General features: G+C 73.1%; 11 protein-coding genes. 2 read left to right on the plus strand and 9 right to left on the minus strand.

Annotated features, from left to right (window positions below; genetic code table 11):
* Window positions 1-172: 172 nt before the first annotated feature.
* The 9 genes from BC793_RS18785 to BC793_RS18820 form a co-directional block, all read right to left on the minus strand.
* Window positions 173-763, minus strand: coding sequence for a TetR/AcrR family transcriptional regulator (locus BC793_RS18785; RefSeq protein WP_109593906.1), 591 nt, complete (start codon window positions 761-763; stop codon window positions 173-175).
* 31 nt (window positions 764-794) lie between these two features.
* The gene (locus BC793_RS18790) at window positions 795-1,640 is read right to left on the minus strand and encodes an oxidoreductase (protein ID WP_109594055.1); all 846 of its coding nucleotides are present in this window, start codon (window positions 1,638-1,640) and stop codon (window positions 795-797) included.
* A 139-nt stretch (window positions 1,641-1,779) separates the two neighbouring features.
* Complete coding sequence (locus BC793_RS18795) at window positions 1,780-3,582, minus strand: non-ribosomal peptide synthetase (RefSeq protein ID WP_109593908.1); 1,803 nt, start codon at window positions 3,580-3,582, stop codon at window positions 1,780-1,782.
* 1 nt (window position 3,583) lies between these two features.
* Window positions 3,584-5,230, minus strand: a complete 1,647-nt coding sequence (locus tag BC793_RS18800) for an acyl-CoA dehydrogenase family protein (protein ID WP_109593910.1) — start codon at window positions 5,228-5,230, stop codon at window positions 3,584-3,586.
* Complete coding sequence (locus tag BC793_RS18805; protein ID WP_109593912.1) at window positions 5,118-5,927, minus strand: thioesterase II family protein; 810 nt, start codon at window positions 5,925-5,927, stop codon at window positions 5,118-5,120. The genes BC793_RS18800 and BC793_RS18805 overlap by 113 nt, the downstream gene beginning before the upstream one ends.
* Entirely contained in the window at window positions 5,924-8,833 is a 2,910-nt protein-coding gene (locus tag BC793_RS18810) for a type I polyketide synthase (protein ID WP_109593914.1), read from the minus strand. The genes BC793_RS18805 and BC793_RS18810 overlap by 4 nt, the downstream gene beginning before the upstream one ends.
* A gap of 3 nt (window positions 8,834-8,836) precedes the next feature.
* Window positions 8,837-10,102: an MFS transporter gene (locus BC793_RS18815; RefSeq protein WP_158319299.1), complete on the minus strand. Its 1,266-nt coding sequence runs from the start codon at window positions 10,100-10,102 to the stop codon at window positions 8,837-8,839.
* Window positions 10,103-10,104: 2 nt separating this feature from the next.
* Window positions 10,105-10,308 carry an MbtH family protein gene (locus BC793_RS49650; protein ID WP_158319300.1) on the minus strand — a complete coding sequence of 68 codons (204 nt, stop codon included), beginning with the start codon at window positions 10,306-10,308 and terminating at the stop codon, window positions 10,105-10,107.
* A 36-nt stretch (window positions 10,309-10,344) separates the two neighbouring features.
* Window positions 10,345-13,503: a non-ribosomal peptide synthetase gene (locus BC793_RS18820; protein ID WP_109593918.1), complete on the minus strand. Its 3,159-nt coding sequence runs from the start codon at window positions 13,501-13,503 to the stop codon at window positions 10,345-10,347.
* Window positions 13,504-13,557: 54 nt separating this feature from the next.
* Here BC793_RS18820 and BC793_RS18825 point away from each other — a divergent pair, with 54 nt between their 5' ends.
* Window positions 13,558-14,529 (plus strand): ArsR/SmtB family transcription factor, encoded by a 972-nt coding sequence (locus BC793_RS18825; RefSeq protein WP_109593920.1) that lies wholly within the window; start codon window positions 13,558-13,560, stop codon window positions 14,527-14,529.
* A gap of 46 nt (window positions 14,530-14,575) precedes the next feature.
* The gene (locus BC793_RS18830; protein ID WP_109594057.1) at window positions 14,576-15,118 is read left to right on the plus strand and encodes a GNAT family N-acetyltransferase; all 543 of its coding nucleotides are present in this window, start codon (window positions 14,576-14,578) and stop codon (window positions 15,116-15,118) included.
* The last annotated feature ends 85 nt before the right edge of the window (window positions 15,119-15,203 follow it).

Here is a 15,203-nt window from a genome sequence, read left to right on the forward strand (position 1 = left end):
GGTGACGAGCTGGGGGAGTCGGCTATCGGCGGGTCGGAGGGCGCCGTCGCGGTCGGGGGCGTCGGCCGGGCGGTGATGACCTGGGGGAGTCGGCTATCGGCGGGTGGGAGGGGTGCCGTCACGGGCGCGGGCGCGGGCGTCGGCCGCGGGGGTGACGACCGGAGAGAGCCGGCTACCGGTCGGCAACCCCGAGGAGGGGGCGCAGGACGTCGTCGACGACGTGGATCACCCAGGGCTGGTCGAGGGGTTCGCCGGAGAGCAGCAGCCGGTGCCAGAGCAGGGCCTTGCCGACCTCGACGAGCGTGGTGGCGTCGGCGGAGGCGGCCAGCTCGCCGCGGGCCACGGCGCGGTCGAGGACGGCCGCGGTCTCGGTCACGCCGGTCGACAGGACGTGTTCGTGCAGGAGACGGCCCAGGGACGGGTCGGCGCGGATGGCCGCGAGGAGGCTCAGCACGATCGGCTGTTTGCGCTCGTAGACGCGGCAGAACCCGGTCATCGCGGCGATCAGGTCGCCGCGCAGGGAGCCCGTGTCCGGCAGCGGTGGGTGGTCGATCATCAGGCCGTGCAGGGCGGCGGCGACCATGTCGGGTTTGCCGGACCAGCGGCGGTAGATGGTGGCCTTGCTGGCCCGGGCGCGGCGGGCCACCTCGTCGATCGACATCCGGTCGTAGCCGACCTCGGCCAGCAGCTCCCGGATGGCGTCGAGGATGGCCGTCTCGCGGGCCGGGTCCAGCCGGTGCTGGGTGGCCGGTGACTGTGGCATCCCCGGCCTCCCGCAGAAGAACGACAAAAGATCACTGAGCGCTGGTGAAAGTACCGTATCGCACTCCCGTCAGCTCCTCGGAGATCGCCCACAGCCGCTCGGCGACGGCCTGGTCACGGCCGGCCGGCGACACCTCGATCCGGGCCGGAGCGCCGCGCCGTTCACCGATGCCGTCCGGTCCGTACGCCTCCCCGGTCCGGCCCTCGACCGCCGCCCGCAGGATGGGCCGGGCGCCGTCGGCGGCGGACTGCGCCGACAGGCGGGCGAGCCTGATGAGCACGTCACGTACCCGATCGCCGGTACGGGCCAGGTCGGTGTGCGCGACGCCGGGGTGCGCGAGGACGCTGGTCAGCCCGGTACGCCGCCCGAGTTCCAGCCCGAACAGCACGTTGGCGAGTTTGGACTGGCAGTAGGCGCCGAACTGCCGGTAGCGGCGCTCGCCCATCAGGTCGTCGAAGTCGATGCGGCCGCGCCGATGCAGTCCGCTGGTGACGGTGACGACCCGGCCGCCGTCGCTCGCCTCGAGGGCGGGCAGCAGCAGGCCGGTGAGCGCGAAGTGGCCCAGGTGGTTGACCCCGAACTGGCGCTCGAACCCGTCGGTCGTCAGTTCCCGCCGGGGGACGGCCATCACCCCGGCGTTGTTGATCAGGAGGTCGAGTCGCCCGTACCGCTGGAGGAAGTCGTGCGCGAAGCGCCGCACCGAGGTGAGGTCGCCGAGGTCCAGGGGCTGCCAGACCGCGCCGATCCGGGTGGCCGCGGCTTCGCCGCGCTCCCGTCCGCGGGCCGCGATGATCACCTGGTTGCCCTGTCTCGCCAGGTCGAGTGCCGTGTGATAGCCGATGCCGCCGGATGCGCCGGTAACGATGATGACTGACATGTACGGTACGGTACCGTACACCTTCAAGCTGCGACGGGCCGGAAGTCGCGGCCGGCGCCCGATCAGACCTGCCGTCGACCTCGTCGAGCAGCAGACTGATCGGGAACCCGCTGGTAGGCCCTTGGGGGATGACCTTCGGCTACGCGACCGACAGTCCTGGGTGATCCGACATTCGCGGCGCGTGGTCGATCCGGTGGGCCAGTTCGGCGACGGTCGGGTTGTCGAAGACGGTTCGTACGGTGAGCGCGACGCCGAAGCGGGTGCGGATCCGCGACACCATGCGGGCGGCCTGCAGCGACTGTCCACCCAGGTCGAAGAAGTCGTCGTCGCGGGTCACACCGGCCTGGGTGAGCAGCTCGCTCCAGATCTCGGCGAGGGCCGCCTCCGTGCCGGTGTGCGGGCCGGTGGGCGTACCGGACGGGGTGGTCGTGCCGGTGGCCAGGGCGGTCAGTGCCGTGCGGTCGACCTTGCCGTTGGGGGTCAGCGGGAGGGCGCCGACAGTCACGAAGCGGTCCGGCATCAAATGTTCGGGCAGGTGCTCGCGAAGACGCAGGCGCAGACCGGTGACCAGGTCGGCATCCGTCCCGGCCGGCACCACGCATGCGATCAGGGTGGCGTCGTCGGTGCCGGATCCGGCCAGTGTCACGGCGGCGTCCTTGACCAGCGGGTCGCGGCGCAGCACGTCCTCGATCTCGGCGGGCTCCACCCGGAAGCCGCGCTTCTTGAACTGGTGGTCGGCGCGGCCGAGGAACTCGATGGCACCGTCGGGCCGGTACGTCGCCAGGTCGCCGGTGGCGTAGAGCCGCTGGCCGTACGCCCAGGGGTCGGGAATGAACCGCTCCGCGGTCAGCGCCGGGTCACCCAGGTAACCGCGGCTCACGCCGGGGCCACCGGCGTACAGGAACCCGGGTACACCGACGGGGACCGGCCGGTAGCGGTCGTCGAGGATCTCGACGCGGGTGCCGGAGATGGGCCGGCCGATCGGGATCCGCGGCCGGGTGGTGTCGGCCAGGGTCACGGTGTGGCAGGTGGTGAACGTGGTGACCTCGGTCGGGCCGTAGCCGTTGATCAGCCGGCAGTCCGGTGCCTGTTGCAGGAAGCGCCGGGCCCGTTGCGGTGACATGACGTCGCCGCCGGTGAGGAGCTGGCGCAGCCCGAGCAGGCCGTTGAGACATTCGTCGACCATGACGTTGAACAGCCCGGCGGTGAGCCATGCGGTGGTCACCCGTTCGCGGTGCAGCAGGCCGGCGAGCTCGGCCGGGGACAGGGCGCCGGGTGGGGCGATCACGAGCCGTCCACCGTTGGCCAGGGCACCCCACATCTCGAAGGTGGACGCGTCGAACGACACCGTGGACAGCTGGGCGATCACCTCATCGGGGCCGAGGTGTACGTAGTCGGGGTCGTCGACGAGCCGGACGATGCCGGCGTGCCGGACCGCCACCCCCTTCGGAACCCCGGTGGAGCCGGACGTGAACATCAGATAGGCGACGTCGTCGGGGTGCACGTGCGCGGCGGGCGCGGCCGGGCCGGGCCGGTCCTCGACGTCCAGGACGGTGCCGTCGTAGCCGTCGAGCGGGCCGTGGGCCAGCAGCGTCCGGGCACCGGCCACCTCGATCATCGCGGTCAGCCGCGCGGCCGGGTAACCCGGATCCAGCGGTACGTAGCAGCCGCCCGCCTTGAGGATGCCGAGGACGGCGACGACGAAGTCGACGGAACGTTCCAGCAGCACCCCCACCGCCTCGTCGCGGCGTACCCCGGTGGCGTGCAGGCGCCCGGCGAGCCGGCCGGCGCGGGCGTCCAGTTCGCCGTAGGTGACGTCGGTGCCGTCGCAGGTGACGGCGACGCGGTCGGGTGTCGCGAGAGCGTGCCCGGCGAACAGCTCGTGGACGCAGAGGTCGATGCAGCGTGCCTCGGCGGCCCGGATCGGTGAACGGTCGAGCATGTCAGGGGCACCCTTCGGGCAGGTCGGTGATGACGTCGCGGATCAGGAGGTCCCAGGCCGGCAGGTCGCCGACCGGGTCGTCGTCGAGTTGGGGCCACAGGGCGGCGAGGCGCCGCCGCGACGAACGGCAGGACAGGTCGGCCAGCGTCTGCGCCGCCGGATCGTCGCCGCACTGGTCGGCCCGGGCCAGGACGATCGACATGCTCAGCAGTTCGCCGCCGATGGCGCCGAGCACGGTCGTGCGGCGCTGTGAGGAGGCCGGCCGGGCGCCCGCGGCCGCCAGGTCGGCGGCCTGCCGGTGCAGGTGGGTGAGGTGGGCGCGGCAGGAGGGGGAGAGGCCGGCGGCTTCCGGGACGGGCCGGGCCACACCGGGGACGATGTCGCTCAGAGCGGTCTCCGCGGACCAGCGGTCGATCATGAAGTCGACACCACCGGCCACCCGCAGGGCGCGGGCGTCGCGGAAGAACCGTTCGACCGGCAGCGGCGGCACCCCTCGGCGCCGCTTGCTGGCCGCGGTCTCGTACCCCTCGCCGCCGAGCAGGGACACCGTCCGGTCGACCGCCCGCCAGCAGGCCAGCGACGTGATGTTCTTGGCGGCGGTGAGCTCCGGCGCGGACGGGTGGTGCAGCACCCACAGCATCACGCTGTCGATGGTGTAGACGTCCGCGGCGGTCTGCGCGATGCGGTGCCGGATCTCCTCGTACGTGTCCAGGGGGCGCCCGTCGATCACCCGGCGCCCGGCGAACTCGCGGGACCAGTGCAGGCTGAGCCGGGCGACGGCCAGCGACGGCGGCCCGATCACCAGGATGCGGCCGAGCGCGGCCAGCTGACCCAGGTCGGTCGCCGCGGCCGGTTCGCCGGGGCGCATCCGCCAGCCCTCCTCGTTCTCGTCCATTAGCGCGTGCGCCGGCACCCGGACCCGGTGCAGACCGAGACGGCCGATCTCGGCACCCTTGAGCCCCATGAACTCGTGCCGCCCCAGCACCTCGAATCCGGGGCTGTCGCTCTCCACGAACAGCAGCCGCACCTCGTCACCGACGGTGGCGGACACGTCCATCAGCCCGGCGATCGCCGCGTTGCCGATGAAGACCTTCTCGCCGGTGATCTCGTAGAACTTGCCGTCGTCGACCGGGACGGCGGTGGTGGCGCGGTGCTCGTTGGCCGTACCGGTGGGTTCGGCGTCGGCGCCGCCCGACACCACGCCCGCACGGACCCGGGCGCTGATCAGGTCCTTGAGCGGTCCGTCGGGCAGCAGCGGCAGGTAGGAGCCGGAGCCGAAACCGTTGGTGATGGCCAGGCTGTAGGCCACCGGCGAGGACCAGCTCGCGCCGGCCTGCAACACCCGGAAGGCGTTGTACGCCGACAGTCCCAGCCCGCCCAGCTCCACGTCGATCATGAGCTGGAGGAATCCGCCGTCCCGCAGCGCCCCGGTCAGCCCGTCCGGGAGCCGGCCGGCCGACTCCACCTGCTCGGGGTCGACGTGCTCGCGCAGCAGCCGGGTCAGGGCCGCGATGACGGTGTCGCCCCGCTCCCGGTCAGCCGGCGACTGCTCGGGAAACGGGTGCAGCGGCTCCCACGGGACGCTGCCGCGGTACAGCTGGTGCAGCGGACCGGGTGAGGACGGTGCCGAGGTGGTCGAAGAAGGCATCGGGGTGCTCCCGGAAGTAGAAGTGGTCACCGGGGAAGAGACGCAGATCGAAGGCGCCGGTGGTGTACGACCGCCAGGCGCGCAGCCCGTCGTGTGGTTCGTCGTCGTCGCGCCCGCCGAGCACGGTGATCGGGCAGTCCAGCGGCTCCGCCGGAACCGGCCGGTAACCGCTGACGATCGCCAGGTCGGCGCGGAGCCCGGTGAGCAGCAGCGTGCTCAGTTCGGGGTCCTCGTGCAGGGGTGCCGGCACCGGCCCGTAGAGCCGTTCGATCTCGGCGAGCAGCTGCGGACCGTCCAGTTCGCTCATCGACGGCCGGTGCGGCAGGGCGTGCGGGGCGGCCGTGCCGGAGAGCACCAGCGCCTCCGGTCCGGGCAGCCCGCGGTCCCGCAGTTCCCGGGCGGTCTCGTACGCGACGAGCGCCCCGAGGCTGTGCCCGAACAGGACGTACGGTGCGGCGAACCCGACATTGCCGATCAGTGCCCCGACCAGGCCGGCCATCCGCGTGAACGGCTCCTCGGACAGGCGGCTGCCCCGCCCCGGCAGCTGCACGGCCCGGACGTCGTGGTCGCGCAGCCGTGCCCCCCAGCGCAGGTACTCGCCGGGCGAGCCGCCGCTGTGCGGGAAGCAGTACATCCGGGTGACGGCGGGCGTACGCCGCGGGCGCGACAGCACCCACCGGGGGACGGAGGCCGTCACGACGCCACCACCGTCATCCGGGCCAGCTCCGCGGCGAGCCCGGCCACGGTCGGCGCCTCGAAGACGTTGCGCACGGTCAGCTGGGCCCCGGTGGTGTCCCGGACCAGCCGGCAGTACTGGGCGGCGACCAGCGAGTCCCCGCCGAGGTCGAAGAAGTTGTCGTGCCGGCCCACGTCGTCGAGCCCGAGCACCTCGCCGAACGCGGCCGCCACCGCCTCCTCCAGCTCACCGGCCGGCGCCTCGTAGTCCTGGTCGAGCTCGGGCGGGGTCTCGTCCACCGGCGCGAACCCGGTGCCGCCCTGGCCGGGCAGCCGGAACCGCTGCCGTTCGAACGGGTAGGCGGGCAGTTCCACCCGGCGGCGCGGCTCGCCAGCGTGCACCCCGGCCCAGTCGACCGGGACACCCTGCTGCCACAGCCGCCCGAGCGCGGACATCATGGTCAGGCCGCCCCCACCGGCGTCGTCGGCGGCATGCGGCAGACTCGCCACGACCGGCCGGTCCGGGCCGCACCCGGGGTGCCGGCGGGCCAGTCCGGCGAGGGTCCGGCCGGGACCGATCTCCAGCAGCGCGTGTTCCCCGGCGGCGAACAGCGTCCGCAGCGCCGCGTCGAACTGGACGGTGTGCCGCAGATGGCCGCTCCAGTAGGACGGCGTACCCGCCTGCGCGGCCGTGACGGGCTGCCCGGTGCGGTCGGAGATCCACGGCAGCGCCGGCGGGTGCAGCGGGACACCGGCGACGAGCCGTTCGAACTCCGGCAGGGCCGGCTCGACGAGCGGGGAGTGCGCGGCCGCGCTGATGTGCAGCAGCCGTGCCTCGACGTCGCGTCCGGCGAGCGCCGCCTGCACGGCCGCGATCCGCGCGGCGGGCCCGGTCACCACGCACTGCCGGGGACCGTTGACGGCCGCGATCGCCACGCCGTCGTCCAGGATCGGCAGCAGCTCCCCGGCGGGCAGGGACACCGCGAGCATCGCGCCGCTGGGCAGCTCACCCAGGATCCGGCCGCGGTGCAGCACCAGGGCGAGCGCGTCGGCGACGTCGAGGGTCCCGGCCACGGTCGCCGCCGCGTACGCGCCCAGGCTGTGGCCGAGGACCAGCGCGGGTTCGACACCCCAGGACCGCCACAGCGTCGCGAGGGCGTACTGGACGGTGAAGACGGCGGCCTGGCCGCCCAGCATCCCGGCCATCCGGGTGGCCGCCTCGTCGTGCCCGCCGGCCCGCGGGTAGAGCATCGTGCGCAGGTCGAAGCCGAGCTGCGCCCCGGCCAGCCGGGAGCACCGGTCCACCGCGGCCCGGAACACCGGCTCGTGCCGGTACAGATCCCGGCCCATGTCGACGTACTGGCCGCCCTGGCCGGGGAAGAGGAACGCCACCGGGCGCGGACGGTCCGGGCTCCGGGTCGCCGACGTGCCGTCACCGGTGAGCGCCGTACCGGCCTGCCGGGCGTCGGCGGCCACCACGAAACCGCGGTGACCGAAGGCCGACCGGCCGGTCTGCAAGGTCCACGCGACGTCGGCCGGCGCGAGATCACCGTCGGCGAGTGCGGCGGCCAGCCGGTCGGCCGACGAGCGGAGAGCGGTGGCGGTACGCGCGGACAGCGGCAGCAGATGATAGGGCCGTCCCGCCTCCCGCGGCGGCGTGGCGGGCGCCTCCTCCAGCACCACGTGCGCGTTGGTGCCGCCGATGCCCAGCGAGTTGACCGCCGCCCGCCGTGGTCGCGCCGACCGTGGCCACGACCGCGCGCGGGCACTCACCCGGAACGGCGTGCGGTCCAGGTCGAGCGCCGGGTTCGGCTCCCGGAAGTGCAGGGTGCCGGGGATGACCTCGTGGCGCAGCGCGAGCACCGCCTTGATCAGGCCGAGCACCCCCGACGCCGCGTCGGTGTGCCCGAGGTTCGCCTTCACCGACCCCAGAGCGACCGACCCCCGGGGTACGGCGTACGCCTTCGCCAGCGCACGCACCTCGATCGGGTCGCCCACCGGTGTGCCGGTGCCATGCGCCTCGACGTAGCCGACGTCGGCGGCGTCGACACCCGCGACGGACAGCGCCAGGCGTGCCGCGGCGGCCTGCCCGTCGACGCTCGGCGCGGTGAACCCCGCCTTGGCCGAACCGTCGTTGTTGACCGCCGAGCCGCGGATGACGGCCCGGATGTCGTCACCGTCGAGCACCGCCTCGTCGTAGCGTTTGAGCACCACGACACCGGCGCCGTCACTGGCCACCGTGCCGCCCGCCGCCGCGTCGAAGGCCCGGCAGTGGCCGTCGCGCGACAGCACCCCGTCGTCGCTGAACTCGTCGACCGGATGCGGCACCCGCAACGTCACCCCGCCGGCCAGGGCCAGGTCACAGTCACCGGCCAGCAGCGACTGCACGGCCACGTGGACGGCGACCAGCGAGGTGGAACAGGCGGTCTGCACGGTCACGGCCGGACCGTTCAGCCCCAGCTTGTACGACACCCGGCTGGTCAGGAAGTCGGCACCACTGGCCAGCCGCAGCTGCCACTCGCTGGTGCCGGGCAGTGCCGCCCGGTCGGCCAGCAGGGCGGCGAAGTGCCCGGTGTCGCCGCTGCCGCCGAAGACCCCGACGGTCCGGTCGCAGCCGGCCGGGTCGTATCCGGCGTTCTCCAGCGCCTCCCACGCGCACTCCAGGAACACCCGGTGCTGCGGGTCGAGCAACAGCGCCTCGCGGGGTGCGTAGCCGAAGAACGCCGCGTCGAACTCGTCGGCCCCGGCCACCACCCCGTAGGCCGGGACGTGATCGCGCCCGGCGGGCACCGGGAACCGCGTGATCAGCTCGTCGCCGCGGACCAGCGCGTCCCAGAACCCGTCCACCCCCTCGGCGCCCGGCACCCGGGCGGCCATACCGATGACCGCCACGAACCCGCACGTGTCCGGAATCTGTTCCCCCGTCATCGCCTATTCCTTCGCGTCCAGGAGCGCCGGCTCACCGGGCTCGTCCTGGGGTTGCGGCTCGACGTCGGCCGAGCCGGTCCGGATCTTCGAGAACAGCAGCGGCAGCACCGCGAGAGCACAGACGCCGGCGGCGATCCACAGCACCGCGCGGATCCCGAGCGGCACGACGAGCAGACCGCCCACGGCCGCGCCCACCGGCACCGCGCCCCAGGAGAGGAACCGCAGCGTGGCGTTCATCCGGCCGAGCAGCCGGTCCGGCGTCACCGTCTGGCAGATCGTCATCTGGAGCACGTTGAAGACGACGACCCCCAGGTAGACCACGAACAGGCCGGCGGTGAAACCGGCGATCCCGGTCGCCAGCGGCACCATGGCGGCGCCCACGCTGAACACCACGACGCTGACGATGACCGCCCGGCCGGAACCGATCCGCTCCGCCAGAGGGCTGCTCAGCACGGCGCCGAGCAGGCCACCGGCGCTGCCGACGGCCAGCGCGACACCGATGGCGCCGGGCGACAGGTGCAGCGTGCTCGACGCGTACGGCACCTGGAGGGCCAGGACCGCGGCGAACGCCAGGTCGGCGGCGAGCGCGCACAGCGCCAGCGGCCGGACCAGCGGGTGGCCGAACACGAACCGGACACCCTCGGCGATCTCCTTACGCAGGGTCATCCGCTCGATCGGCTCCGCCGCCGTCTCCCGTCCGCGCACCCGGAACAGGAAGATCGCCGAGGCGACGTACGTGAGCACGTCCAGCGCGATGGCCAGCGGCGCGGTGAACAACTGGACCAGGAAACCGCCCGCGCTCGGGCCGGCCAGCTGCGCGAACGACCGGGCACCCTCCATCTTGCCGTTGCCGTCGGCGAGTTCCTCCTCGGCGATCAGCGCCGGCAGGTAGGACATCTGGGCGACGTCGAAGAACAGGGTGCCCAGGCCGATGACGAAGGCGACCACGAACAGCAGCGGAAGGTTCAGGACGTCCAGCACGTACGCGACCGGGATGGTGGCCATCGCGACCGCCCGGCCCACATCGGAGACGATCAGCACCGCGCGCCGGGGCAGGCGTTCCACCCACGCCCCGGCCGGCAGTCCCAGCAGCAGCGACGGCAGGAACTCCACCGCGGCCAGCAGGCTCACCTCGGTGGCCGAGGCGTCCAGCAGCAGCAGGGCGATCAGCGGGAAGGCCAGGATGCTGATGTTGGTGCCGACCAGGCTGACCGTGTGCGAGAGGAACAGGTTGCGGTAGTCGGCGACGTGCCACAGATTGCGCTTCACCGTCACCGCCCCGCCAGGTCGCGCAGCGTCTTGGGCCGCAGGTCGGTCCACACCCGGCCGACATGCTCCAGGCACTCCTGCCGGGAGCCGGTGAAGCCGTCCGCGTACCAGCCGTTCGGTACGGGAAGGTCGGTGGGCCAGGTCGAATACTGCTCCTCGTCGTTGTGGACGACGGCGTACCGCGGCGGGATGGACTCGGTGGACATGGCGTACCTCTCTTGATCGAAAGCCGGCAGGACGGGTCATCGACCCTGTCGGCGTCGGTGCAGCCGGGACCGGCCGATGTGCCGGGCGTCGGCGTCACCGGCGGCGACGGTGCGCTCGCCGGTGTGGGTCAGGTGCCCGGCCAGGGCCGAGATGGTGGGGTGTTCGTACAGGGCGATCAGCGGCAGTCCGTCGAAGTGCTCGCCGAGCCGGGCGTGCACGGTGGCGAGGGTGTACGACGTACCGCCGAGGTCGAAGAAGTTGTCGTCGGTGCCGACCCGGTCGAGACCGAGGACGTCGCGCCACACCGTCGCCAGCAGGTGCTCCGTCGCGGTGCCGGCCTCGGTTCGTCCGATGCCGCGCGTCACGGGTGGCTGGGGATCCGGCAGCGCCGTGCGGTCGACTTTGCCGCTGGGCAGCGCCGGAAGCAAGGGCAGGCAGGTGAAGGAGTCGGGTATCAGATACACCGGTATCAGGGCCGACAGGTGCTGTCGCAGGTCCTCCGGGACGGTGCCGCTGTGGGTGACCACGTAGGCCGCCAGCCGTGCCGTCCCGTCCACTCCCGCTCGCGCCACCACCGCTGCCTGGATGACGTCCGGGTGGGTGCAGATACCGGACTCCACCTCGCCGGGTTCGATGCGGTGCCCGCGGACCTTCAGTTGCGCGTCGGCCCGCCCGAGCACCTCCACGGCGCCGTCGTGCCGGCGGCGGGCCAGGTCGCCGGTCCGGTGCATGCGGCTGCCCGGGGCCACGGCGTACGGGTCGGGCAGGAACCGTTCCGCGGTCAGGTCGGCCCGCCCCAGGTAGCCGCGGGCCAGCCCGGCCCCGCCGATGTACAGCTCGCCGGTCACCCCGGCCGGCACCCGGTTCAGGTGCTCGTCCAGCACGTACGCCCGGACCCCGCTGATCGGCGTGCCGACCGGCACACCAGCGCCGCCGGTGGAACCGGTGACCGGGTGGGTGAGCGAGGTGATCGTCGTCTCGGTCAGGCCGTACGCGTTGATCACCGGCACCGTGCTGAACTCCTGCCAGGCCCGCAGCGCCGACGGGTCGACGGGTTCACTGCCGACCACCAGCAGCCGCAACGTCCGCGGTGGCGGGGTGTCGCCCTGCGCGATCGCGGCGGTCCAGCGCTGCCAGTAACTGGACGGCAGGTTCGCCACGGTGACGTCGCGGGCGTCGAGCAGGCCGGTCAGCCGTTCCGGCGGCGGCGGTTGCTCGCACAGCACCACGCACGCGCCGGCCGCCCAGGTGGGGAAGAGTTCCTCCGCGGCGACGTCGAACGCGGCGCCGGCGAACTGCAGGACCCGGTCGTCGCCGGTCAGCGTGAAGACGTCCCGGATGGCCAGCGCGTGGTTGGCCAGCGCCCGGTGCGGGACACCGACGCCCTTGGGTTCACCGGTCGAACCGGAGGTGAAGATGACGTAGGCCAGGTCGTCGGGGTGCGGGTGGGCGTACCGTCCCGATCGTTGCGAATCGAATTCGATCAGGACCGCCTCGGCGCCGGTGCCGTCCAGCCGCGCCGCGTTGTCCTCGTCGGTGAGCACCTGCCGGGCGCCCGCCGCGGCCAGGACCCGCCGGAGGTGCCCGGACGGGTGGGTGAGATCCAGCGGCAGGTAGGCCGCGCCCGACCGGAGTACGCCGAGCATCGCGGTGACCAGGGCGGGGCCGCGCGGCAGCAGGATGCCGACCACCCCGCCGGTCACGCGGTCCGCCACGGCGTCGGCCCGGCGGTCCAGCTCCGCGTAGGACAGCGTGCCGCCCGGCGCGTCGACCGCCGGGTCCGTGGGCCGGGTGACCGCGTGCCGGCGCACCCACTCGGTGACCGGCGGCCGGTCGCCCGGGTCGTCCGCCGCGGCGACGGCCCGCTCGGCGGCGGTGAGCACCGGCAGCCGGTGCAGCGGCAGAGCCGGATCCGCGACACCGGCGGCGATCACCCCCAGCAGGCGCTCCGCGAACGCCGTGATCGTGCCGGGCTCGAACAGGTCGGTGTTGTACGTGAGGTGGACGTCGAAGTCACCGCTGTCGCCGGGCGCCCGGACGATCATGACGTCCAGATCGAACTTGGCCGTGCCGGTGAACATCGGCCGCACCTCGGTGCGCAGGCCCGGCAACCGCAGCTCGGCGAAGGGCCGCGACTCGAACGTGATCAGCGCCTGCACCAGCGGGACGGTCGCCGGGTCACGGTCCAGGCGCAGCGCCCGCACCACCGCGTCGAACGGCACCCCGGCGTGCTCGACGGCGTCCAGGGTGGCCGACCGTACCCGCCGTACCAGCTCCCCGAACCCGGGATCGCCGGACAGGTCGGCACGCAGCGCGACGGTGTTGACGAAGAACCCGATCAACGGCTCGAAGCGCTCGTCGGAACGGCCCTCGACGGGCGTGCCGATCAGCACCTCCCGGCCGCCGGTGAGACGGCCGAGCAGCGCGGCGTACGCGGCGGTCATCACCACGAACGGCGTCGTCCGCAGCTGCCGGGCCAGTGCTGATGCGTCCGCCACCAGAGCTGTCGGCATGCCGACCGTGTGGGTGGCGCCGCGCCCGCTGCGCACGGCCGGGCGCGGGTGATCGGTGGGCAGCGCCAGCGCGGCCGGGGCACCGGCGAGGTGGTCACGCCACCAGCCGATCGCGCCGCCGTCGACTCCGGCGGCCCGCTGCTCGACCGCATGGTCGGCGAAACCGGCGGTCAGCGGCTCGGGCTCGGCGCCGGCCGGGTAGTACCGGCCGAGTTCGCCGAAGAACACGTGCATCGACTGGCCGTCGCAGGCGATGTGGTGCAGGACCACGACCAGCAGGTGCTCGTCGTCGGCGACCCGGACCAGGCCGGCGCGCAGCGGACGGTCGGCGGCCAGGTCGAACGGCTCCTCGGCCCAGCCGCGGGCGATCGCCTCGGCCGCGCCCGGCTCGCGATCGCGCACATCGGCGACCGCCAGCGGCACACTCTCGGCCGGCAGAACCTGCTGGTACGGCTCGCCGTCCACCGACGGGAACACGGTCCGCAGCACCTCGTGCCGGTCGGCGACCCTGGTCAGCGCCCGGCGCAGTGCCTCGGCGTCGAGGTCACCGTGGAGCCGCACCACGACCGGAACGTGGTACTGGGATTGATTCGGATGCATACGGTCCAGCAGCCACAGTGCCTGCTGAGCGAAGGAGAGGGGCAGTAGCCGCGAACCGGCCGTGGTCTTCCCGGAAGGCATGGCGCCATCAAAACGGCCGCCGCGGATTTGAGGCCAGCATTTAGTCTCAGCGGAATGTTGGTGCTTCGATTCGACGCTGACGACCTGGCCTCGGTACGTTTCGCCTGTTCGCCGCTGCAAGAGGTCGTGATGAGCCTCTGGATCTGGCAGAACCCCAGCCGCTACGCGATCCACCTGCCCCTGGTGCGCATGTCGGCTTCACGACTGTCCGGGGTCGACTGGCCCCTGTTGCAGGCACTGATCGGGCCGGCCGGATTCCTGCCCGACTTCCTCACCCCGCACCCGGCCGTCCCACGCCCCGACATCGCCGACGAACTCGACGCCGTCCGGGCCACCGCCCACGACGTGGTCCGGCAGGATCTGCGCAACGCCGCCGGCGCCGGCGGTCTGCACCCCCGCCTGCGCGCCGCCGACACCGACCCGGCCGGGCTGCTCACCGAGATCACCGCGACGCTGCACGACTACTGGCGGCTGATCCTCGAACCGCACTGGCCGACCCTGCGCGCCGCCCTGGAGGCGGACATCCTCTACCGCGCCAAACGGCTCGCCGACAAAGGCGCCCAAGGCCTGTTCAACGACATCGACCGGATCATGAGCTGGGGCAACGGTGAACTGCGGATCGACGAGCCCGGTCTCCAGGCCGAGGTCGACGTCAGCGGCCGCGGACTGACCTTCACCCCGTCGCTGTTCTGCAACCGCGCGGTCACCCTGATCGACACGTCCCAGCCGCCGCGGCTCTGGTATCCGGCACGCGGCCGCGGCACCGTCTGGGGCACCCGCACCGCCCCCTCCGAACAGGCGCTCGCCGACCTGCTCGGCCGCAGCCGCTCGCAGATCCTGCAAACCCTCAACCAGCCGCTCAACACCGCCGAACTCGCCCGCCGGCTCAGCCTCAGCCCCGGCGCGGTCAGCCAGCACCTCGGCGTCCTGAGCCGGGCCGGCCTGCTCGACCGGTCCCGGCACGGACATGCCGTCCTCTACTCGCGGACCACGCTCGGTGAGCGGCTGATGAGCCAGATGACCTGACCGTACGGCCTTGCCGCCCGCGGAGATCTTCGGATACCAATGGGTGATGATCCGGGGCGAAAAGGTGGGGCTGCGAGCCCGCCACGAGGACGACGTGGCGGTTCTGCACGCCGAACTGTATGACGACGTGCGCACCCAGGCACTTGCCGACTCCGCCCCGTGGCGGCCGATCCGGGCCGACGCCGAGAAGTCGCCGTATGCGGTGGGGGAGCACTCCGACGACATCGCGTACTTCTCGGTGGTCGAACTCGGGACCGGCGCCCTGGCCGGTGAGGCACTGCTCTGGGGCATCGACACGTACAACCGGCGGGCCCATCTCGGGCTGTCCGTCCTCCCGGCCAAACGCGGCCTGGGCCTGGGCACCGACATCGTCCGGGCACTGTGCGCCTACGGGTTCGCGGTCCGCGGGCTGCACCGGCTGCAGATCGAGACCGCCGCCGCGAACACCGCGATGATCCACGCCGGACAGCGCGCCGGATTCACCGTCGAGGGCACCCTGCGCCGCTCGGCCTGGGGTTACGGCGAGTTCACCGACGAGGTGATCCTGGGCCTGCTCGACGACGAGTGGAAGGCCCTCGCGGACGGCTAGGCCGCGACCGCGCCGCCACGCTGCATGCCGTCGCGGGCGCGGACGTCTCGACGGGAGGTCACCCGGCGTGCTCCGGGGGCTCATT

Origin of the sequence: Actinoplanes xinjiangensis (assembly GCF_003148685.1) — a bacterium.
Lineage (GTDB): Bacteria > Actinomycetota > Actinomycetes > Mycobacteriales > Micromonosporaceae > Actinoplanes > Actinoplanes xinjiangensis.